This is a genomic window from Paenibacillus konkukensis (genome assembly GCF_023523925.1).
Taxonomy (GTDB): domain Bacteria; phylum Bacillota; class Bacilli; order Paenibacillales; family NBRC-103111; genus Paenibacillus_S; species Paenibacillus_S doosanensis.
Genome location: NZ_CP027059.1, coordinates 4796614 through 4818609, shown reverse-complemented (window position 1 = coordinate 4818609; position 21996 = coordinate 4796614). Strand labels below are relative to the sequence as shown.

Genomic DNA, 21996 nt, shown 5'->3' with positions numbered 1-21996 from the left:
GAGGAACGTCCCAAAGAACAAATCCCCCAAAAGTGACGTGATGCACTGAAGCTTATTCCGTCCGTATCCAGCCTAAGCTGGATCGGCGTCTAACCCTTCCTCCAGGATCGTTCTATGGGTAGACTTTACTTTCGGGGGAGCACCCGGATATCCACAGGATATGGCTGCGCATCTTTTCCTAAACAACAAAAAAAAGCACCCCCTCCCTGTCCGGGAGAAAGCGCTGAATCCCTCGATTTCAAATAATGTTGGACAAAATTCCGTCAACTGACCGTCTTCGGCCGCTCGATCCGCTCCAGCCCGGGCCAGCGGAAGGTTGCCCATTCCGGCTGGTATTTCTCCACCCGGGCCACAACTACCGTCATGTCGTCGTAAATATGCCCGTGATGATATCTGACGACCCGCTCCAGCAGAACGTCGGCAAACTCCTGAGGATGTTCCGTATGAATCTCCGAAATAACGCGTTTCATCCACATCTCCTTATTCACCGCATGGCCCGGCGCATCGTAAATGCCGTCGGTCATCATGATTAAAATATCGCCGGGCTTCAGCGGCAGGCTGACCAGATCTACATCAATGTCGCTGACGATCCCGACCGGCAAATTGTTCGCCGTAATCGGGAATACTTCGCTGCCGCGCTTAATAAAGCTCGGGGTCGATCCGATCTTGAGGAACGTCGTATTGGCATTATACAGATCGATGAGCGCCACGTCGACGGTGGCGTACATCTCGTCGGACGAGCGGAGCATCAGCACCGAATTGACCGACTTGATCGCCAGCTTCTCATCCATGCCCGATTGCAGCAGCTGCTGCAAAATATCCAGAGCGGTGCTGCTCTCCGCGCGGGCTCTTTCGCCGTTGCCCATCCCGTCGCTGAGCGCCACGGCAAATTTGCCGTTGCCGAGCTCCACGGTGCTGAAGCTGTCTCCCGACAGCAGGTCGCCGTTCTTGGCCGCTCCGGCGATGCCGGTTTCCACCTCGTATTCCTTGGCCGATCCGAAGACGACCGTGCTGTATCCTTCCTTCCTCTCAAGCGCCTGCTCGTTTTTGACGGCGATATGCTCGCCGACGATCTCGGACAAGAGCGGCGCGATAATTTTGCGGCATTCATCAAATCCTTTCGTATATTGATGGATGATTTCGATTTCCACATTCCCCTCGTCCAGGCTGATGATATCGATGCTGTGGATCGATAATCCGAGCTCCTCCAGCGCACTGCGAATTTGCTCTTCCTGCATGAAGAGCTCCTGCCCCTCCCGCTTGATTTCCTTGGCCAAGTCCTCCATGACCTGGGACACGCCCGACAATTGCTCGGCAACCAGCTGGCGGCTGTCGATAATTTGTTTTTTCCAGCGCTGGTCGTTTTTGTACAGGCTGTACTGCTGCTTCATCACCTCCAGCACATGCTCCGGTTTGGTGCAATGCTTCTTCCATTGGGGCAGTATATGCTTGCGCGACATATTGTCCCTGAGCTCCACCTCCGTCATCATATCGGTCATATACTTGTAGGTCTGATAAAATTTGTCGTCCCAGCATTGTTTACGCTTCCAGCAGCCGGAGCAGGATCGCTCCGCTACCGAATTCATAAAGTGGCCTACCTCTTCCTCCTTTTGCATAGGCTGTGCGTCCGCCGTAATCTGCTTGAAGCTGCGCGACAGCTGGCGAAACACTTCGGAAAATTGCTCCACCCTGCTTGCCGTCACGTCCCTCACCCTTTTCGCATAATCATGCTGGGATTTGAGATTCTCCTGCGTCCCCGGCACATACTTGGCCAGCATTTGCACGACGGCCCGCGGGGTCAGCACGAACAGCAGGACGGCGGCGGCCGACTCCCAGGTCGAGCCTATCACCTCCGATTGAGTTCCTATATATATGGAAAGGATAGAGGAACCGAGCAGCATCCCGAGCGATACCGCCAGCTTGTTCCCTTCCTTGAGCAGGCCGGCCAGCAGACCGGCAAAGGCGAGAAGACTCATCTGATAGATGGCGTTGGAATTCGCCAGACTGAGAATCAGGCCCGTGATGACGCCGACGGAAGCCCCCAGCGGTGCTCCGCCCACGAGAGCGAACAGCAGGATCAAATATCGGGAGAGAACATGCTCGACCGTTACCGGCCCGGCCATCCAGCCCACGGTTCCCGTCATAACGGACGCCAGCAAAATGATGAGGCAAATAACCTCCTCGTGCTTCAAATGATAGTTTTTACGGGTAAGAGTAAATACAGGGATCGCCTGTAAGAAGATGTGGGTTAAAATAAGGCTGAGCATCGACTCCACCCCGGTCATCATGAGCGTATACCACGTCATTTCCGTACTGACGAGATAAGAGAAAAGCTGCACCAGGAACGTCGCGGCGAATACGATGATGGGCGCATACGATATGTCGGAGCGTTGGAACCGTTCGACCCCCTTTTGGATAAGGAGGAAGACGAGCATCTCCACCGCAATATAACCGGCGTGCTGCGGAGCCGCGGAGAAGAGGCTGCCTGCGAGCAAAAAAGCGCCTGTCCAAAAAAGCAGCTCCCTGCGCAAATAATACATGACGGCAAAGTAGGCTACGGCGAACGGGGCAAGCTGGTCGAGGATCATCGCCCTGCCTAAAAGAAATGCCATAAACAACAATAGAATCGACCATTTCTTGGCTACTACCGATTGAACCAAACGATTTTGTACGACCAGGCTTGCGATACGGTTTTTTCCTGATTGGATAAAACGGGTCCACACGATTCCGGCTTGATTGGCATTTAATTTTCTTTGCATATATTCATCACACCACCCATATACTATTTGTGTTCTCTAGTATAGAGGCACTCTAGTATAAAGTTTGTCAGAATGAGTTGGTAGAACAAAAGTTTTTTCCGACAAAAAAAAGACCGGCCGCGCAAACAGCCGTATCCCTTGCCGCATAAGGCCTCGCGGAAACCGGTTCCTGTCCCGTTCCGCCTTGGTCCAAAACATCCGTTCGGTTATTCCTATAGACAACCCCGCTCTATTGCCGTTGCATACTGTCGATTCGCTCTATATGCGCTAAGGAAACGACAAAACTACTGAAAGAAACCGTTTCGCCCGACAAGAAATGGGAATTTATCCCACATCCTTTCAAACTGCCGCCGCCTTCCCGCAACAATCCGACTCTGTCCGCCCTAAAAAACAAAGACACCCTGACAGGATCATTCCTGACAGGGTGTCTTCAATTGTGCATCTGAATAGCGGCGAAGGGGATCGAACCCCCGACCTTACGGGTATGAACCGTACGCTCTAGCCAGCTGAGCTACACCGCCACAACGAATCTTAGTATATATCAGAGCTATCCGATTTGTCAAGCAGCCCTAAAAGTGCGGTAAAAAAAGCCGCTGCGGCGCCCATTTGATCTTCCAGTCGCTGTTGAAACCGGATTTTTGGGATAGTTGTTTCCCTATCTCCCCTGGCAACAAAAAGCCGAGGAAGCGATCACACGCTCCCCCGGCTCCCATTCGTATCATTAATCGCGTCTTGCCCCACGGCCTCCGCGTTTACCTTCAGTATTCTTTTTCAGGGACGAAATCCGCTCTTCGCTGTCTTTCAAAAAGCGCGACACTTTGTCTTCGAACGTTAATTTACCAGCAGGAGGTTTACCTCCACGGCCGCCACGGTCGCCTCCACGGCCGCCAAAACCGCCACCGCCGCCACGAGGGCCTCGATCGCCGCCACCCATGCCGCCGGAACCGCCACCGGGTCTTTCAAAACGAGCGGGCTTAGCTTCCACCGGTTTATCTACCGCTTGCTTGATCGATAATCCGATTTTGCCGTCTTTGTCCACATTAATCACTTTGACTGTAACGACGTCGTTAAGTTTCAAGTGGTCGTTGACATCCTTAACGTAGTTATCTGCTATCTCCGAGATGTGCACAAGGCCGGTACCGCCCTCAGGTAGCTCTACAAACGCCCCAAAGTGAGTAATGCCCGTTACTTTTCCTTCCAGCTTGCTGCCCACTTCAATTGCCATAAAGTAAAATGTTCCTCCCTTAAATAATTGAGAAAAACGTCTATTGACGTCTATTCACCGATGAGCGACCGCGTTCAGTGCGAGAAAAACCCTAACAATGCAGATTATAACGTACTCGCCGCAATACGGTCAACAAGAGGATTACGGCAGTCTCTACTTTTATTCTTTCGGCACGTAAAACAAGGTCTCGCCTTGCTTTACATAGTGCAGCTCTTTGCGAATTTTTTGCTCTACATACTCGGGGTCGTTCAATCTCGCGATCTCCCGCTTGTTATCTTCATTGACTTGCTGCGTTTCTTTATACTTTTGATCCAGGGCCGTCACCTTCTCGGCGCGCTCCTGGAGCTTCCCGATTTGATTCCATAACGTCACGCCAGCCCAGCTCATAAAGCATGCAAGTATAATCATCACCAAACGGCGTCTGCGATATGAGCCTTTATTATTCGGTTTGGCGTCATTGCTTACTGCCGGAACGGATGGCATAGAATGTAAAACCCTCCCACTTTGTTCAAAAGAAGCGACGAAACCATGCCGCGGTCCATTGAGCCGTTTTCTTCACCCAAATAGGTAATCGGATCCATCTGATCAGGGGCCTGAGCAGCCACAATAACAGCCTCCAGATAGGATAGAGTAATTGTAGCACAACTTTATACAGGAACATAGCGATAGCCAGTAAAAACCCCAAAAACACGACGGTAGTCCTATAGATCCATATAGCCGGAATTACAATAAACAACCGGATAGTTGTTTTACCGACACGAATCGTCGCGTGGACCGCTCTGATCATCCATTTAATGATCCCAATGACCGTTCGGCTGAAGAGCAGGAAGTACACTCCGACGCCAATAAATAACCCGATGAAAATAAACATCCGCACCTGTCCCAGGTTGCTCATGTAAAGCAGCTTGAATACAAGCAGCGTGCCGACGCACCAAAAAAAGATGTCCAGGAGGTAATAGGCATAACGGGGCGCACGTAGCTGGCCTGCCAGCACCCGATACAAATCGAACAGTCCGCCTAACGAGAGACCCCCTAAAAGCATCATGCCCATGGTGACGAATTGAACTTGCAGAGTCACTTAAACAGCTTCCCGAAAAATCCCTTGGATTTTCCTTGGGAATTCGTGTCTACATAGGCCAGCTCGTTCACCAATCCTTCGATAGCGACAAGTCCCTGATCAAGGCTCAAGTTTTTGATGTGCAGGTTCTGTCCTTTAATCATCAAATACCCGAATTCGGTCTCCAGTAAAAATTCCTCGCTGTCGAAGCTCTCTACATTCATGACGCCGGATACTTCGAGCAGTTTGCGGTTGAGCATCTTGATTTCTTGTCGTTTGACTTTTCCCGGCTCTATTGCCATGATACGCCCCCTCCTGGCAGCTTTGTTCGTGAAATAAGCCGGCTTGTTATGACTCGTCAAGACTGCGGTTCCGTGTAACAACCTCCGGCCGCTGTTGAAAACGGGTTCCTTCAATTTACATAAAGGCCAAAGGATAGAACCCGTTTTCAAAGGCGACACGTAAACTCTCCGGTTCGTTACACGGACCTTCGTCTTGCGTCATAACAAAAGACAATTTCACGAACAAAGCTTGTTTACTTAAAAGTATGGGGGGATGTCCAGAAATAGAACCAAAAAAGAGACTGAAACATCAGTCTCTTCAGCCTTGCCATAATTCGGTTTTATGCATTTCTTCGCTAAGCAGCGTGTACATCTTGGCGGCATCTTCCTTGCGGGTCGATTCCGACAGCTGCTCCACCCTTACGGTGACGCTCTTCTGTCCGAACTGAATTTTCAGTTCGTCGCCAACTTTAACCGCACTGCTCGGTTTGGCATCTTTCCCGTTGATCCAGACGCGTCCTTGATCGGACACATCTTTGGCGACCGTGCGCCGCTTGATCAGTCTGGAAACCTTGAGAAATTTGTCAAGACGCATTATTTTACCGCTTCTTTAAGCTTGTTGCCTGCTTTAAAAGCTGGAACTACGGACTCAGGAATGCTGATTTCTTTACCGGTTTGCGGGTTGCGGCCCGTGCGTCCGGAACGTTTGCGAGTTTCGAAAGTGCCAAAACCGATAAGCTGAACTTTGTCGCCGCTGGACAGCGCATCTGTTACTTCACCCAAGAAGTTATTAAGAACGGTTTCAACGTCCTTTTTTGTCATCCCGCTTTTTTCGGCGATGTTGTTGATCAAGTCTGTTTTGTTCATGGATACATTTCCTCCTCAAAATAACACTATGCTTAGTATTCTTTGTTTATCAGGAAATTCCTGCTAGCCATTGTCGATTTATAAAACTTTTTTTGCTTCCTGCCACAAAGATTCCATCTCTTGTAAATCAGTTTGGTCAAAAGATTTGCCCTTTAAACGCAGCTGCCGCTCAATATAACCAAATCTTTCAAAAAATTTGCGATTGGCCTGGGACATGGCTTCTTCCGGTTCTACCTTCAGAAAACGGGCCAAATTGACGACGGAAAACAGCAAATCGCCAAGCTCTTCCTGCTGTTCCTGTTTCGACAAAGAGGCGATCGCTTCCTTCAATTCCGACAGCTCCGATTCGACAACATTCAACACTTCACCCAGCTCGGACCAGTCGAACCCGACGGCAGCGGCCTTCTTCTGCAGCTTGTACGCCTTCATCAGCCCGGGCAGTTCGCGGGGAACTCCGGAAAGCAGCGGAAGCTCGTTGGGATCGATGCCCTTCTTGCGCTTCTCTTCCTGCTTGATCTGCTGCCAGTTGCTGAGCGCCTCGTCGGCATCGTCCGCCTTCATTTCTCCGAATACGTGAGGATGACGGCGAATCAGCTTCTCGTTCAGTCCGCCGATTACGTCCCACACAGTGAATCCGCCCTCTTCCGCCTCGATTTGCGAATGGAGCATAATTTGCAGCAGCAGATCGCCGAGCTCCTCGGCCATATGGTCCGGGTCTTCCTCGTCGAAGGTTTCCAGTACTTCATAAGCTTCCTCGATCAAGTTTTTGCGAAGCGACTGGTGCGTCTGCTCCCGGTCCCAAGGGCAGCCTTCCGGGCTGCGCAAAATTTCCACGATTTCGTGCAAGCGGGCGAAGGTCCGGCTGCGCAGCCGCTCTTCGCCGGAGCGCGGCACCCATACGAGCGACAAATTGCCGTAATCCTTCAAATGATCCAGTTCGAACAGCGGGATACGATGAATCCGCTCTTCGCCCTGAACGCCTAACGCATGGCCGACCACGACCTCCCAATCGTCGGGGTACAACTCCATTAGCGTCAGCTTCACATCGGAAGCCGTATGCGTGTCGTACACTTGGCCGATGACGATATGCAGCAGCGGGTTTAGACTGTAAACCGACAAATCCGTCCCGTTCAGCAGCTGAAAGCCGTCGATCGGATCAAAGCCAAGCGTAACGAACGCCTGATCGAGAAAGCTTTCTCCGCCCATAAACGTGAGCTCGACCTGCTCTTGCGGGCAGCGGGCCCGCAGCAGCTGGACGGTCATTTCGGCCACCATCGGATGACCCGGCACGGCGTAAACGACCTCCCCTTGCTCCTCTTTGGATAAGCGCAGCAGCTGACCGGCGATCGTTTCGTATACCTGCTCGAACGTATCATTGCTTGTATATATCGAATCGAACGATTCATAGGCGATTCCGTTATCGCGCAGCAGCGAAACCATCGGATGCTGATCGGTGCGAAGGTACAGCCTTTTCGCTTGCTTCAGCTTTTTCCAGACGCCGAGCGTCAATTGATCTTCGTCTCCGGAGCCTAGTCCGACGACGGTAATGCGCGGTTGCATCATGCACTCGCCTCCTTATGATATGACGATTCGGCGGCGGCCGGATTACCGGACGCCGTATGTGCGGCAACCGTATGCCCCCGCAGCCGGGAGCCGGGCCGTTCAAGATCCCGCGGGCCGAAGCGATAGGCCCGGACGGCCCGCGGGCTCCCGTTAGCCGGGCTGCGCCGGCTCTAGCGCAGCAGCCGGTACTTGCGCAGCAGCGCAAGCGGCTTGCCGCTAAGCTGCGGCACCTGCCCGAGCTCGGCCGCCGTCACGGCGCCGAGGCGCAGCAGCGCGAGCGCATACGCGAGCGCCCCCGCGGCGACGCCGACGAGAGCCACCGCCGCGGCCATGCCCCGCGGCGGCAGGCTCGCGCCCAGCGCGCCGAGCAGCGCGGGCAGGCCGTGCGTCACGGCCAGCAGGGCCACGGCCATCAAACCGGTGCACAGCAGCGGTTTGATGACCGCCCGGCCCGGGGCCGGCCGCACGCCGGCGGCGCGCAGCGCATGCGCGAGCGCGAGCAAGCCCGCGAGCGCGTAGGCGGCCACCGCCGCGGCGGCGGCGCCGTCGATGCCCCAGCGCGGCACGAGGGCGATGTTGCCCGCGACCTTGACCGCGGCCGCGGCGAGCAAATACAGCGCCGGCGCGGTGACGGCGCCGAAGCCCTGCAGCACGCTGGACGCCACGATGTTCAGCGTGCTGAATAAGGCCGTGTAGGCGAGCACGGCCATCGTCCACGAGCCTTCCGGGCTTTTGAATAGCATCGCGTTAATCGGCTCGGCCAGCATCGCGAGCCCTACGGACGCCGCCAGCCCGACCAGCCAGGCGAGCCGCAGCGACATGGCCGTCCGGCTGCGAAGCGCCTCGGCATCGCCGCGCCATTTCGCATCGGCAATGGAGGGCACGAGAGCGGCCGACATCGACGAAGCGATCATGGCGACCAGCTGTACGAGCGGCAGCCCGTGATTATACAGGCCGAAGCGCAGCAGCGCGCCGGTCTCGTCCATTCCGTGAAGCTTCAGCAAACGCGGCACGGTAAACGAGTCGACCAGCGTAAGAATCGGCAGCGCAATCGTGCCGAGGCAGATTGGCAGCGCGTAGGCCAGCAGCCGCCGAACCAGGCTCCAATTGCTCTCCGCCGGCGCTGCGCCCGCCTCGGCGCCTTGCTTCGCCTTGAGCCCGGCTCGTCTAGGGTCCCTGCGCCAAAACCAGAGCATGACGAGCAGCCCGGCCATAGCGCCGGCCACGGAGCCGAAGGTCGCTCCGGCCGCGATCCGCTCCGGGCCGCAGCCGTAGCGAACGAACAGCAGGAGCAGCGCGAACATGATGACTACTCTCGCCGACTGCTCCACGACTTGAGATACCGCCGTCGGAATCATGTTCTGGTAGCCTTGATAATAACCGCGCAGCGCCGACATGACCGGCACGAACAACAGTGCGAACGAAACGCTGCGAATGGCCGGCCCTGTTTGCTCGGCGCCCATGAGCCATGCCAGGCGTTCCGCTCCGAAATACAATAACGCGAAAAACAACAGTCCTGTTGCAGCAAGCGTCGTTGCGGCCACCCTAAGCACCCGTCGGGCTTCGGCGTCGCGTCCTGCGGCAGCCTGTTCCGAAACGAATTTGGAGACGACCAGCGGGAAGCCGGCCGTCGCCAAAAACAAAATTAAAATGTACAGCGGATAAACCGCGTTATAAATCCCGAAAACCCCGTCTCCCGCTATATTTTGCAGCGGAATTTTCTGCATCGTCCCGATCAGCTTGGACGCCACAGCGGCGATTCCTAGCACCGCAGCGCCCTTAAGCAGCGCAGAGCCCGCGGCTTTGCCGGATTCGCCATGTTTGTTCGCATCCCCGTTCATCGTTCGCCCTTTCTTTCGTCGTTCGTCCGGCGCGGCTTCCTCCGAATTCTCTCTCATTATATACCATTAGAAGCCTGGTGAAAAACGAGCGCAGCACAAAAACAGCTTCCCAACCTTCGCATCCTTGCAGGATCCGTTCGTCAGGAAGCTTATCGATCAATCATATCTATTGTTCCATTTGCTTTGCGAGGAAACCCGCCGCCGTTTCGGCCATTTTGGTTTCCATTTGCCCCATTTTTACATTCTCGTCCTTGCTTACAAGGATAACGGCCCCGATAGGGTCCCCCCCGGCTACAATTGGAGCGATCACATAGGAGGAATATGTTTCTGTGACATCCTTACAAATTTCATACTGTCCCATGGAGCTTTCCATGGAGGATTTGCGGTTTTCCATACACGCCTCTACAAGCGGACCGATCTGCTTCTCCAGAAAATCCTTCTTCGATCCGCCTGCTATGGCGATAATCGTATCGCGGTCAGAGATCATCGTAATATGATTTGTGCCCTCGTACAAAGATTCCGCATACTCCTTGGCGAAGTCGCCAAGCTCACCGATCGGAGAATATTTCTTCAGGATAACTTCCCCGTCACGATCCACAAAAATCTCCAGCGGGTCCCCTTCGCGAATCCTGAGTGTCCGACGAATTTCCTTGGGGATAACCACTCTTCCTAAATCGTCAATGCGACGAACGATTCCAGTTGCTTTCATATTTCTAGATGCCTCGCTTTCCTTGAAGAGTTAGATTCGACTGGATAGCACGGTGTATACAAATGGAGGGAATTCAATTAGTAGCCATAGTATTCTTCGATTCCCATTGACTTATACATCTGTTGCCTTCTTTAGCGTAGGATTTACCGCTATGTACCGGCGGCGCCGTTGTTTTCATTATGTCCATATTTGAGAAATAAAAACAGGATGCCCTGCAGGGCATCCTGGTAATATATTACTTGCTAGGCGTTTCCGATTTCGGAGCTTCCGGCGCCGGTGAAGACGATGGAGCCGGAGAAGCGGCCGGCGCTTTTTCTTCAGGTTTAGGCAGCGTATTGGTCTCGATCATCGTCGGCAATTCCTTGTCGACAAAGTCGTAAATTTGCGTTTCGGCCAGCTGCGAGCGCAAATCTTCTTTTACTTCGTCGAACGTTTTGGTTTTGCGGGCTTCGACCTTCATAACGTGGTATCCGTAGCTGGTTTCTACCGGATCGCTGATTTGATTAAGCGGCAGCTCGGCAGCGGCTTTCTTGAATTCCGGCACCCACTGGGAAATTTCGACGTTCTCGTATTTGCCGCCGTTGTCCTTGGAGCCCGGATCGTCCGAGTACTCTTTGGCCAATGCGTCAAAATCGCCGCCGTTCTTCAGCTTGTCCTGAACTTCCTTAGCGCGCTTCAGCGCATCTTCCTTGGAACGCGTTTCTTTGCCTGTCGCGGCATCGGTCGTACCGACCAGAATATGGCGAACCGTCGCTACATCGTAAACATTTTTGTCCGCTGCGATATTTTTGTCGTACTCGGCTTTCACTTGATCGTCGGTTACTTTGCTTTCCATAGCTTCGATCGCCTGCATACTGCGGGAGACGAACGTCTCCAGATCTTTCTCGGTAATGCTCGCATCCTTCAGCTGTTTATCCATGCCGCCTTCCTGCATGCCCATGAACGCCTTAATCTGGTCCATCTGGGTTTTCGTCTTCTCGTCGGCAGCGGTCTTGGCTTTGTCGTCCGCACGGGCGGACAGCACCTTGAAAGTAACGAGCTGCTTCATCATATCCTGCTGAAACGCAGGATCTTCTTTGTACTGGGCATATTCTTTATAGAACAGCAGATTGGTGTTCAAGAACGTGTCGAATTCGCCGCGGGTTACCTTCCCGCCGTCTTTATAAGTAACGAGCACCTCCGCTGCGTCTTTATTCGTTGCCGCAGCGCCGCTTCCGGCTGCCGCGCCGGTATCGGAATCCGCTTTCTTGCCGCATCCCGCGGCGGAGATAATCGTCATTACAGCCAGCAGAGCGATAAGCCCTTTCTTAGCCGTCTTCCATTTATTTTGCAACATCCTGTAGTTCTCCCTTCAATTTCAGCGCACGCTTATATTGTACCAGAAACCTTTCCAGCAAATCGATGGATTCTTCTGGCTTTAACCCCTTGCCCTTGACTTGGAAATGAATTTGCGGTCCGGAAATCGGCTTCACCCGACCGTCAAATTCCCCGGTTACTTCGAGCAGCTTCTGTCCATCCAAATTGCCGGTTTGGTCGGCATGCATTTTGACCTCGTAATCCGTTCCCTTTTGCGATATCGTTTCGATCGCATACATCGAACCATATACTTTCAATCTCGCAGCGGTCAGCAGATTGTACACCGCTTGCGGCAAATCGCCGAAACGGTCGACGAGTTCGTCGTGCAGCTCGGCAGCTTCCTCCAGCGTTTTCACGCCGGCCACTTTTTTGTAAATCTCGATTTTTTGAACGCTGTCGTAAATGTAATCTCCGGGAATATACGCATCAAGCTGAATGTCCAGCTGGGTATTCCAAGGCTTCTGCACCTCCGCCTCTTCCCCGCTGATCTCCTGTTTCCTCTTGGCGATTTCTTCGGCGAGCATCTGCGAGTACAGGTCGAATCCGACCGAAGCGATGAACCCGTGCTGTTCGGCCCCAAGCAAATTACCCGCGCCGCGAATAGCCAAATCCCTCATGGCAATTTTAAACCCTGATCCAAGTTCTGTAAACTCTTTTATCGCCTGAAGCCTTTTTTCCGCAACCTCCGTCAATACTTTGTCCCGCTGGTACGAGAAATACGCATAGGCGATCCGGTTGGAACGGCCGACCCGTCCTCTAAGCTGGTACAGCTGGGACAAGCCCATTTTATCGGCATCGTGAACAATGAGCGTGTTGACGTTCGGAATGTCGACGCCGGTCTCGATGATGCTCGTGCTGACAAGCACGTCGAATTCGCCGTCCAGGAAGTCGAGAATCGTCTTCTCCAGCTCCTGCTCGGACATTTGACCGTGAGCCACCGTCACTCTGGCATCCGGAACAAGCATCGAGATTTGCTCCGCCATTTGATTGATCCCTTGCACGCGGTTATACAGGTAGTATACCTGTCCTTCCCGCGCCAGCTCCCGTTCGATCGCTTCGCGGATGAGCGCGTTGCTGTGCTCCACGACGTACGTCTGAACCGGGAAGCGGTTCTCCGGCGGAGTTTCGATAACGGATAAATCGCGAACCCCAAGCATCGACATATGCAAGGTGCGCGGAATCGGCGTCGCCGTCAGCGTGAGTACGTCCACATTCGTTTTCAGCCGCTTCAGCTTTTCTTTGTGAGACACCCCGAAGCGCTGCTCCTCGTCGACGATAAGAAGACCGAGATCCTTGAATTTGACGTCGGCCGACAAGAGCCGGTGCGTTCCGATGACCACATCGACAGTGCCTGCCTTGATTCCCTTCATCGTATCGGACTGCTCCTTCTTCGAACGGAACCGGCTCAGCACCTGGATGTTGAACGGATAACCGGAGAAGCGCTCGCGGAACGTTTCATAGTGCTGCTGCGCCAAAATGGTCGTCGGCACAAGAACCGCCACCTGCTTGCCGTCGATGGCCGATTTGAACGCGGCGCGGATCGCCACCTCCGTCTTGCCGTAGCCTACGTCGCCGCATAACAGCCGGTCCATTGGCCGCGGCTTTTCCATGTCGTCCTTAATTTCACGAATCGCCCGCAGCTGATCCCCTGTTTCCTCATAGGGGAACATGCCTTCGAATTCCTGCTGGTACGTGCTGTCCGCAGTAAAAGCATAGCCTTGGGCCGCTTGCCGCTCGGCGTACAGCTTGATCAGATCGTCCGCAATGTCCTGAACGGAAGAGCGCACTTTGCTCTTGACGCGGTTCCAATCGGTGCCGCCCAGCTTATATACTTTCGGCTCCTTCTCCTCGGAACCGACATACTTCTGAATATGATCGATCTGATCGATCGGGACAGACAGTTTGTCTCCCCCCGCGTACATAATGTGCAAATAATCTTTATGAATGCCGCCGACTTCCAACGTGCCGATGCCCACGAATTTCCCGATCCCGTGATTGACGTGAACGACATAGTCGCCAATCTTCAGCTCCTGGTAGCTCTTGATACGCTCGGCATTCGCCATTTTCTTTTCGACTTTGCGCGCTTTGCGCTGCTTCTGGGTGAACATCTCACCTTCGGTGATGACGACCAGATGAATGTTCGGCAGCTCGAAGCCGGTTTGAAGATTGCCGTTCAAAATCGTCGGCTCTTCGATATGGTAATCCGCCAGCACCCGCCGAACGCGGTCGACCCGTTCCTCGCCGTTTGCCAGGAGCAGCACTTTGGCGCCCGATTTTTTCCAACGCTCCATTTCCGATTTCAGCACGTTCATCTGACCGTGGAAATTTTGCATCACGCGGCACATGAAATTGACGATATTCTGCGGCTGGGTTTGCGGCACCTGGCGCAAGAACAACGACATGTACAATGTTGGATACGGCTTGCGCTGCAGCAAGGTTTCATAAGACTTGGACAACACCAGCGCCGGAATGCTCTTCCCGTCCTGCAGCGACATGGTCGTCCATTCGGCTTCGTCCCTCTCCAATTGCTTCGCCGTCTCAAGCAAACGGGACGGCTCGTCAATCAGCAGAACCGAATCCTCGGGCATATAATCCAGCAGCGTTTGGCGCTCGGGAAACAATAGCGAAATATATTTAAACAAACCGGCAAAATACTGCCCTTCCCGCATTTGTTCGATTTCGTGCCCTACGCCTTCCAGCAGGCGTTCCTTGGCGCCGCGGTCAGCCATCTTCTCCAGCTGCGTCTGCAGCAGCTCGTACGCGTGCTGAGCCGCGCTCTGTAACCGTTTTCCATCGGCTATAATTTCACAGCACGGCGTAATGATCAGCTCGTTTATTTTTTCTATCGAGCGCTGATCGGCAATATCGAACGACCGGATCGAATCCACTTCCACATCGAACAGCTCAATGCGGTACGGGTGCAGCGAAGACAGCGGGTACAAGTCGATAATACCGCCGCGGACGCTCATCTCTCCCTTGTTCTCAACCCGTTCCACGCGCTCGTAGCCGAGATGAACCATCTCCGCAATAAACGAATCCAACTGCAGCGTCTGCCCCACCTGAACGGCGATCCGCGCTTCCGCGTACATCTCCTTGTTCGGCAGAACCCGCCGCATTCCCGCATACGGAACGACGACGACACCGCGGAAGCCGTCCGCCAGCCTCGTCAGCGCGTCGATCCGCTGAGCCAGCATTTCCGGGCTCGCTACGGCCGACTCTGCAGCCAGCAGCTCCTGTGCCGGAAAAAGGATCACCTTGTCGCTTGGCAGACATTCCACCAAATCCTCGAAAATTTTTTGCGCCGAAAACATGTTGTGCGTAACCAGAAACAGAGGCCGCCCGAGTTCATGATATAAAGCGGCCAGCATCACCTGCCGCGAGGAACCGGACAATCCGGAGATCAATTGCTCCCTCATTCCCGATTGAACACCGGATACGATGCTCTGCAGGTCAGGATCCGCGGAGAATGCTTCGATTAAAGCTTGCAAAAAACGTACCCCCTCTCGCCCATCAACCAAAACCTCTTCTCATCATTTGCCATTGTGGTAAGTTTTCCGCCAACGGGTACTAGGAGCAACACCTTTTGGCGCAAGGTGACGCTCCTTATCTCCCTTTGAACATCGCCAAACCAACGAATCCCGTCTTCTATGGCGGAAGACAATTCGTTATCCTTGACTCATCATATGGTAAACCTTGACGGTTAAGAATCTTATGCCGGCGTACTCGAAAAAGAACCCAGACTTCGCTAGCCCAGGCGCATATATTCCAAACGATGCCGCCCCCGCCTTATTACTGCAGGGGACTGGTGACAAGCGACAGCTCGGGATTATGATCCAGAGCTTCCTTGCAATAATCGCAAACCACATTGACGGTCATATCGCCGTTTGGGTTATACGATATTATACTCTGACGCTCCTCGGGGGTCAAGAAATGGAAACCGAGCAGCTCATCGCTCACATGCTGCCGCTCCAATTCCCCTATCAGCGTATGACAGTGACGGCAAACGTATTTGATAGACATGACTCACTCCTCCTTTTTCATCATTATGACCAAAAAAGGAGAATATTAGCCTGCGCTATTTTGCAAGCACGCGGCGTAAAGGATCGCACTATGCGCCGTTAAATTTGGCCATCGTTTTCTCAAAAGGCTGCTCCAGCGCGTATTCCATCGCCTCGCAAGTCGTATCCAGCACCTGCGGCATCGTTTTGAATTCTTCTTTGGAAAACGAAGACAGCACATAATCCGCTATATTGTAGCCCGGGGCCGGACGGTTAATGCCCATGCGAATCCGGTTAAACGTCTGCGTGCCCAAATGCTGTATCGTCGATTTAATGCCGTTATGCCCTCCGGCGCTGCCTTGATAACGAAGGCGGATTTGCCCGTACGGCGTATCCAGATCGTCATAAATAACGACGAGATCTTCAACCGAAGCTTTATAAAAATCGAGAAACGCGCGAATCGATTCGCCGGATAAGTTCATATACGTCATCGGCTTGAGCAGATACACTTTTTGCCCGTTAATATTCCCTTCGCCGAGAAGACCTTTGCATTTGTTCTGCGTTATTTTAATGCCGTGCTTGTCGGCAAACCGGTCCAAAGCCATGAATCCGATATTATGCCGAGTCGTTTCATATTGCTTGCCCGGGTTGCCCAGACCTACAAACCATTTCATGTTACTCTAGCTCTCCCTTCGGTTTAGGGGCATCTTTCGCCGTTTGCGCACAGACTGCGCATGTCGCTCCGGCCCCCACAGCCGCCGAACGCGATAAAGGAGCGGATCGAACAAGCCGTTCGACACGCTCCGCAACAAGGATGAGCCGAGAAGACGTCGGAAACCCGGCCGCCGCCGATTTTCGTCCGCCCTCTGCACTGCAACAATACCAGAGCTATACCGTCTCTTGAGGATGATTCGCATCCGCTTCCGCTTTGGCTTCCGCCTTCTGCTCCGCTTCTTCCGCCGTATCCGGGGCGGCTTCTTCCTTCTGCGGCGCCAGCACGGTGACCAATACGTCGTTCGCCATCGACTTGATCTCGATGGAACTGCCCACCTTCAAGTCGGAGACGAGAATGCTGCTGCCGACCTCCAGTCCGCTGACATCGACTTCGATCGCATTCGGAATTTGCTTCGGCAAGCAGCGAATCTCGATTTCATGATGCTGTATTTGCAGAATGCCGCCCATTTGCACGCCTACGGCGTCGCCGATAAAGTCGAGGCGGACGGTCGTCGATACCGGTTCATCCATATTGATTTGGTGAAAGTCGACATGCAGAATCGTTCTCAAGATCGGGTCCCGCTGGATCTCGTTGATCATCACAGGCTGTTTGCTTCCATCCGGCATAACCATGTCGATAATGGCATGGGGGTTGGTGCGCAGGATCGCCGTCAGTTCCTTCTCGTTTATAGCGATCGGCGTATTGCTTACTTTTTTTCCGTAAACGACGGCTGGAATGTTCCCTTTGGCGCGAAGCCCCTTGCGCTCGGACTTCGTATCCGACTTGCGCGTTTCCGCCTTCAATGCTGCTTCCATATGTGAAATCCTCCTTCATCAATAGGCACAAGAATAGAATTACACTCACCTACTCTTACTTTGCCCAAATGAAGGGGAAACCAATCACTGTTTTGTCTTCGACTGCTGCTTCTTCGCGTAGAACTTGGAACGCAGCTTCTCCGCGTAGCCTTCTTTGTTCACCTGGCGCTCTCTGGCGATAGCCAGATCGTTGGCAGGCACGTTATGCGTGATGGTCGAGCCTGCGACGACATAAGCCCCTTTGCCGATTTTGACCGGAGCGATAAGATTGACGTTGCTGCCGATGAACGCATCCTCTTCCACCTCGGTCAGCTGCTTGTTGAAGCCGTCGTAGTTCACGGTGATCGCGCCGCAGCCGAAATTGACGTTTTTGCCGATGACGGCGTCGCCGATATAGCTTAGATGCGACACCTTCACCTCATCGGCCAGCGTAGCGTTTTTGATTTCCACGAAATCGCCGATTTTCACGCCGTTGCCCAGATTGGCCCCCGGACGCAAGTAAGCGAACGGCCCGATCGAGGTTTGGTCCCCGACCTTCGCTTGGGACAGCACCGACTGCTTCACTTGAACGCCGCTGCCGATCGTACTGTCCTCAATTTCCGTATTCGGGCCGATGACGCAATCTTCCCCGATGACCGTAGCGCCCTTCAGCACCGTGCCGGGCAGCACGATCGTATCCGCTCCGATCTGCACATCGGCGCCGATATACGTGCTCGCCGGATCGATCAGCGTAACCCCGCCGAGCATATGCTCCCGGTTAATGCGCTCGCGCATAATATGTTCAGCCTCGGACAACGCCACGCGATCGTTCACGCCGAGCGTCTCGGCGGCGTCTTCCGTACAGTAAGCCTCCACGATATCGTTCTGGCTTACGAGAATGCCGATCACGTCGGTCAAATAATACTCGCCTTGCGAATTATTGTTCGTCACCTTATTCAGCGCCTCGAACAGCTTGCGGTTCGTAAAGCAGTACATGCCGGAGTTGATCTCGCGAATCTCCCGCTCCTCGGCGTTGCAGTCCTTCTGCTCGACAATTCTGGAGACGCGTCCATTTTCGTCGCGGATGATGCGTCCGAGTCCGAACGGGTTATCAAAAATCGCCGTCATGACCGTTGCCGCAGCGCCTTTTTCCTGATGAGCGCGGATCATATCCTTGAGCGACTCGCTCTTTACCAGCGGCGTATCGCCGTACAGGACGACGGTTAGCCCGTCTTCGTCGGCAAGCAGATCTTTCGCCTGCAGCACCGCATGGCCGGTTCCGAGCTGCTGCTCCTGCATCGCATATTCTACGCGATCTCCGAGATACGCCTTGACGGCTTCGGCTCCATGCCCTACAACAACGACGGCGCGCTTGGTATTCAATTGCTCCAATGCGCTGACGACATGACCGACCATCGGCTTGCCGCATACTTCATGAAGCACTTTGTACAGCTTCGATTTCATACGTTTGCCCTGTCCCGCTGCGAGGACAATCCCCATTATGTTCAACTACAGTCCACTCCTTCTGCTCTCGGATACTTCTCTTAAGGACCCCTCTTGCGCTTTGCTTGCCTCATGCCAAAAGGAAGTGCCTTTAGATGCAATTGCCCCGATTTCTCTATAGAAAAACCTTTCGAAAGCTATGCCACCTTTAGGCCCATCCTTTGAAAAAAAACGTATAAATGACTCCTCAAATCACTATATATGAATTCGCGTAAAAAGAAAAGAGAGCCTCTGTCGGCCCTCTCCCAGCTGAATTATGCCCCTTCTACGATTACTTCTTCCTCTGTTGCTGCTCGATCGTATTCAGCCAAAACGGCGGCTTGAATCTTTTCACGAGTGGTAGAAGAGATCGGATGTGCAATATCCCTGAACTCTCCGTCTGGCGTGCGCTTACTTGGCATGGCGACGAACATGCCGTTGTTACCGTCAATCACACGAATGTCGTGAACCACAAATTCGTTGTCGATGGTAATGGAAGCAATGGCTTTCATTCTTCCCTCGGAGTTAACCCGACGGAGTCTAACGTCTGTAATCTGCATTAGTGTTCACCACCTTTTTCCATCTGGGAGACTTGGGATATAAAATTCCACATTTTAGGGCAAAATCCTTCTTTTTTTTAATCAAAAATGTATAAATTTATAAATAATTGATTATTTTATTGTTTTTCGACACCTGTCGCCGCGATCAGTTCGATTTCGACAAGCACATCCTTGGGCAGACGGGCCACTTCCACCGTAGAACGCGCCGGTTTATGGTCTCCGAAGTAGGAAGCGTAAATCTCGTTGACGGTCGCAAACTGATTCATATCCTTGATGAACACCGTCGCTTTGATCACATCGCCGAACCCTGCTCCCGCAGCGGCCAAAACCGCTTCCAAGTTGCGAAACACCTGATGCGTCTGCTCCTCGATTCCGCCTTCGACCACTTGCCCGTCCAATCCGAGCGGGATTTGTCCCGACGTAAACAGCACGTTGCCGAACTGCACCGCTTGAGAATACGGTCCGATAGCCGCCGGAGCCTCGTTTGTTGCGATCGTTGTCAACTTCATGTTCAATCACTCTCCATTTATATTATTGGAAATAGTTGCCTGGTTCGACGGTAATCTGCTTGGTCTTCGGATCTACGGCGGACAGCTTGGCAAGCGATATGTAATCCTCTACCAGGTGCTCCTCCACCTCGCCGGACTCTACGAAAACGCCTACACCTTTGACAGTGGCGTTAAATTCCTTCAAAAGATCCATCATCCCATGGACGGTTCCGCCCACCCGCATAAAGTCGTCGATAATAAGCACCCGTGACTCTTCCTTCAGCGCTCTTCTCGACAGCGACATCGTCTGAATCCGCTTGTTCGAGCCGGATACATAGTTGATGCTCACCGCGGAGCCCTCGGTCACCTTGTTATCCCGTCGCACGATGACGACCGGCAGATTTAGAAATGAAGCCGTCGCATAGGCGAGCGGAATCCCTTTGGTTTCCACCGTCATGACAACGTCGATATCTTTGCCCGCAAACGCGGTTGCAAACATTTTCCCTACTTCATTCAAAATAAGCGGCTGTCCCATAATATCGGACATGTACAAATAACCGCCCGGCAAGATTCGCTCCGGCTGCTCCAATTGGCGGCATATTCCTTGAATGAACTGCAAGGACGCTTCCTTGCTGACCTTAGGTATGAATTTGACTCCCCCAGCCGCTCCGGCCAAAGTTTGCAATTCGCCCAGTCCTTCTTCCTCAAACACTTCCTTAATGATGGCCAAATCTTCGCTGATCGACGATTTAGCGGAATTATACCGGTCCGCGAACGTTGTTAAAGGAATTAGTGTATGGGGGCGAAATAGCAAGTATTGAGTCATTTCAACCAACCTTGCGCTTCGTTTTAATTTTTTCATGAAATAACCCCCTTCAAAATATAAGCCTGCATACCCGCGGCCTGCCGAATTTCCGGCGCCGAATTTTTGCGGATATCGTGATAAAGCCAATCCGCCGCTCCCTGCAAAAGAGAGCTGTCCGTTTTGGCCGTCCAGTATCGTTACGGTTTTATAAATAGGCAGTGAAATCCGAATATTATAATGTGACTATATCATTTTTATACGTATTTTTTCAAGATGTCCATGAAATTTATTCTAACATTCAGCTAACATAAAAGTATCATGTAGTCATGTTAAAAGCCGAACTGCATAAACATCTTTGCAAAAGCCGCGCAGGCCGTTGTAAATCCGCGGAACCTTCGCTTCCTTGGACACCAAACCGAATACAGTCGGTCCGCTGCCCGACATCAGCACGCCGTCAGCACCGAGTCGGATCATGCATTCTTTCAGCTGCCTTACCTCCGGATACAAGTCCAGCGTCACTTCCTCCAGAACGTTGCCGAGGCTTGCGCATAACAGGTCGAATCGCTTGTGCACGATTGCTTCGACAATCCGCTCCGTCGACGGATGATGCTGGATGGCGGCGGCCCGAAGCTTGCCGTAAATTTCCGATGTGGATACGTTGATCGGAGGCTTGGCCAACACGACCCAGCACTGCGGCGGCGAATCGATCGGCTCCAGCTTCTCCCCGCGCCCGCGGGCTACCGCCGTCCCTCCGGTTACGCAGAACGGCACGTCCGAACCGAGCTCCGCTCCCAGCCGCTGCAGCTCCTCCGCAGGTATGTTCAGCTTCCATAACCGGTTCAATCCTCTCAGCGTCGCCGCCGCATCGCTGCTTCCTCCCGCAAGCCCGGCCGCAACCGGAATTTTTTTGTCCAAATGTATGTAAACGCCTTGCTTCACGTCATAGCGGTCTTTGATCAGCTTAGCCGCTTGAAAGGCCAAGTTTTTCTCGTCCAAAGGAATATAGCCCGCTTGACTCGATATGATAATGGTATCGCGCGGCAGTTCCTGCATCTCGATCCTGTCGGCCAAGTCCACCATGGTCATAACCATTTCGACCTCGTGATAGCCGTCTTCCCGTTTCCGCAGAACATCCAGCGACAGATTGATTTTAGCCGGCGCTTTTTCAAAAACTTTCATAGGACACCTTCTTTGCAGCTCTATTCTATTCCCTAATACTATACCAAAAAAGAAACAAAAAAAAGCTAAAGCAGCGCTTGGCTTGCTCTAGCTTCCGTAAAGACGTTATCTAGTACCTCGGCGGCTGCTGCGGAGGCTGTTGCGAGATCTCTTGCTCGGCAATTTGGATTGCTCTCTTTACCATATTGCCCGCATCTTTGGTTCGTATACCTCCCCAACCATCACGCTGCACGGTTTCATAAAAGCCCAAATCTTTGGCGAGCTCGTATTTGAATTGCTCCGACATCATGCCCCGGCCTCTTCGTGCCATTCGCAAA

General features: G+C 53.1%; 21 protein-coding genes and 1 tRNA gene. All 22 read right to left on the bottom strand.

The window, feature by feature from the left end; all coding sequences use genetic code 11:
- Window positions 1-263 precede the first annotated feature (263 nt).
- The 22 genes from spoIIE to SK3146_RS20830 all read right to left on the bottom strand — a co-directional run bounded on the left by spoIIE (window position 264) and on the right by SK3146_RS20830 (window position 21989).
- Window positions 264-2759 (bottom strand): stage II sporulation protein E, encoded by a 2496-nt coding sequence (gene spoIIE, locus SK3146_RS20935; protein ID WP_249860632.1) that lies wholly within the window; start codon window positions 2757-2759, stop codon window positions 264-266.
- Between the two features lie 447 nt (window positions 2760-3206).
- Window positions 3207-3280: transfer RNA gene (locus SK3146_RS20930), tRNA-Met, on the bottom strand.
- Between the two features lie 200 nt (window positions 3281-3480).
- Window positions 3481-3984 carry a S1 domain-containing RNA-binding protein gene (locus tag SK3146_RS20925; protein WP_249860631.1) on the bottom strand — a complete coding sequence of 168 codons (504 nt, stop codon included), beginning with the start codon at window positions 3982-3984 and terminating at the stop codon, window positions 3481-3483.
- A 159-nt stretch (window positions 3985-4143) separates the two neighbouring features.
- A complete protein-coding gene (locus SK3146_RS20920; RefSeq protein WP_249860630.1) occupies window positions 4144-4356 on the bottom strand; it encodes an FtsB family cell division protein in 213 nt (70 codons plus the stop codon).
- Window positions 4357-4492: 136 nt separating this feature from the next.
- Window positions 4493-5062 (bottom strand): spore cortex biosynthesis protein YabQ, encoded by a 570-nt coding sequence (yabQ, locus tag SK3146_RS20915; protein WP_249860629.1) that lies wholly within the window; start codon window positions 5060-5062, stop codon window positions 4493-4495.
- The gene (gene yabP / locus SK3146_RS20910) at window positions 5059-5343 is read right to left on the bottom strand and encodes a sporulation protein YabP (protein WP_249860628.1); all 285 of its coding nucleotides are present in this window, start codon (window positions 5341-5343) and stop codon (window positions 5059-5061) included. The genes yabQ and yabP overlap by 4 nt, the downstream gene beginning before the upstream one ends.
- 298 nt (window positions 5344-5641) lie before the next feature.
- Window positions 5642-5917, bottom strand: coding sequence for an RNA-binding S4 domain-containing protein (locus SK3146_RS20905; protein WP_249860627.1), 276 nt, complete (start codon window positions 5915-5917; stop codon window positions 5642-5644).
- Window positions 5917-6189 (bottom strand): HU family DNA-binding protein, encoded by a 273-nt coding sequence (locus SK3146_RS20900; protein WP_249860626.1) that lies wholly within the window; start codon window positions 6187-6189, stop codon window positions 5917-5919. Before SK3146_RS20900 ends, SK3146_RS20905 begins: the two co-directional genes overlap by 1 nt.
- Window positions 6190-6267: 78 nt before the next feature.
- Window positions 6268-7749, bottom strand: coding sequence for a bifunctional methyltransferase/pyrophosphohydrolase YabN (gene mazG, locus SK3146_RS20895; RefSeq protein ID WP_249866389.1), 1482 nt, complete (start codon window positions 7747-7749; stop codon window positions 6268-6270).
- Between the two features lie 173 nt (window positions 7750-7922).
- Window positions 7923-9593 carry a putative polysaccharide biosynthesis protein gene (locus SK3146_RS20890; protein ID WP_249866388.1) on the bottom strand — a complete coding sequence of 557 codons (1671 nt, stop codon included), beginning with the start codon at window positions 9591-9593 and terminating at the stop codon, window positions 7923-7925.
- A 166-nt stretch (window positions 9594-9759) separates the two neighbouring features.
- On the bottom strand, window positions 9760-10302 hold the full coding sequence (spoVT, locus tag SK3146_RS20885) for a stage V sporulation protein T (RefSeq protein ID WP_249860625.1): 543 nt from the start codon (window positions 10300-10302) through the stop codon (window positions 9760-9762).
- Between the two features lie 235 nt (window positions 10303-10537).
- Window positions 10538-11638 carry a peptidylprolyl isomerase gene (locus tag SK3146_RS20880; RefSeq protein ID WP_249860624.1) on the bottom strand — a complete coding sequence of 367 codons (1101 nt, stop codon included), beginning with the start codon at window positions 11636-11638 and terminating at the stop codon, window positions 10538-10540.
- Window positions 11625-15146 (bottom strand): transcription-repair coupling factor, encoded by a 3522-nt coding sequence (gene mfd, locus SK3146_RS20875; RefSeq protein ID WP_249860623.1) that lies wholly within the window; start codon window positions 15144-15146, stop codon window positions 11625-11627. The genes SK3146_RS20880 and mfd overlap by 14 nt, the downstream gene beginning before the upstream one ends.
- A 301-nt stretch (window positions 15147-15447) precedes the next feature.
- Window positions 15448-15678 carry an anti-sigma-F factor Fin gene (locus tag SK3146_RS20870; RefSeq protein ID WP_249860622.1) on the bottom strand — a complete coding sequence of 77 codons (231 nt, stop codon included), beginning with the start codon at window positions 15676-15678 and terminating at the stop codon, window positions 15448-15450.
- A gap of 88 nt (window positions 15679-15766) precedes the next feature.
- Window positions 15767-16330: an aminoacyl-tRNA hydrolase gene (gene pth / locus SK3146_RS20865; protein WP_249860621.1), complete on the bottom strand. Its 564-nt coding sequence runs from the start codon at window positions 16328-16330 to the stop codon at window positions 15767-15769.
- A 214-nt stretch (window positions 16331-16544) separates the two neighbouring features.
- Window positions 16545-17186, bottom strand: a complete 642-nt coding sequence (locus tag SK3146_RS20860; protein WP_249860620.1) for a 50S ribosomal protein L25/general stress protein Ctc — start codon at window positions 17184-17186, stop codon at window positions 16545-16547.
- An 84-nt stretch (window positions 17187-17270) separates the two neighbouring features.
- Window positions 17271-18674 carry a bifunctional UDP-N-acetylglucosamine diphosphorylase/glucosamine-1-phosphate N-acetyltransferase GlmU gene (glmU, locus tag SK3146_RS20855; RefSeq protein WP_283942774.1) on the bottom strand — a complete coding sequence of 468 codons (1404 nt, stop codon included), beginning with the start codon at window positions 18672-18674 and terminating at the stop codon, window positions 17271-17273.
- Window positions 18675-18922: 248 nt separating this feature from the next.
- On the bottom strand, window positions 18923-19207 hold the full coding sequence (spoVG, locus tag SK3146_RS20850; RefSeq protein ID WP_028551906.1) for a septation regulator SpoVG: 285 nt from the start codon (window positions 19205-19207) through the stop codon (window positions 18923-18925).
- A 116-nt stretch (window positions 19208-19323) separates the two neighbouring features.
- On the bottom strand, window positions 19324-19716 hold the full coding sequence (locus SK3146_RS20845) for a RidA family protein (RefSeq protein WP_249860619.1): 393 nt from the start codon (window positions 19714-19716) through the stop codon (window positions 19324-19326).
- Between the two features lie 22 nt (window positions 19717-19738).
- Window positions 19739-20557 carry a pur operon repressor gene (gene purR / locus SK3146_RS20840; RefSeq protein WP_249860618.1) on the bottom strand — a complete coding sequence of 273 codons (819 nt, stop codon included), beginning with the start codon at window positions 20555-20557 and terminating at the stop codon, window positions 19739-19741.
- A 267-nt stretch (window positions 20558-20824) separates the two neighbouring features.
- Complete coding sequence (gene ispE, locus SK3146_RS20835) at window positions 20825-21679, bottom strand: 4-(cytidine 5'-diphospho)-2-C-methyl-D-erythritol kinase (RefSeq protein WP_249860617.1); 855 nt, start codon at window positions 21677-21679, stop codon at window positions 20825-20827.
- 109 nt (window positions 21680-21788) lie between these two features.
- Window positions 21789-21989 (bottom strand): small, acid-soluble spore protein, alpha/beta type, encoded by a 201-nt coding sequence (locus SK3146_RS20830; RefSeq protein WP_249860616.1) that lies wholly within the window; start codon window positions 21987-21989, stop codon window positions 21789-21791.
- Window positions 21990-21996: the final 7 nt, after the last annotated feature.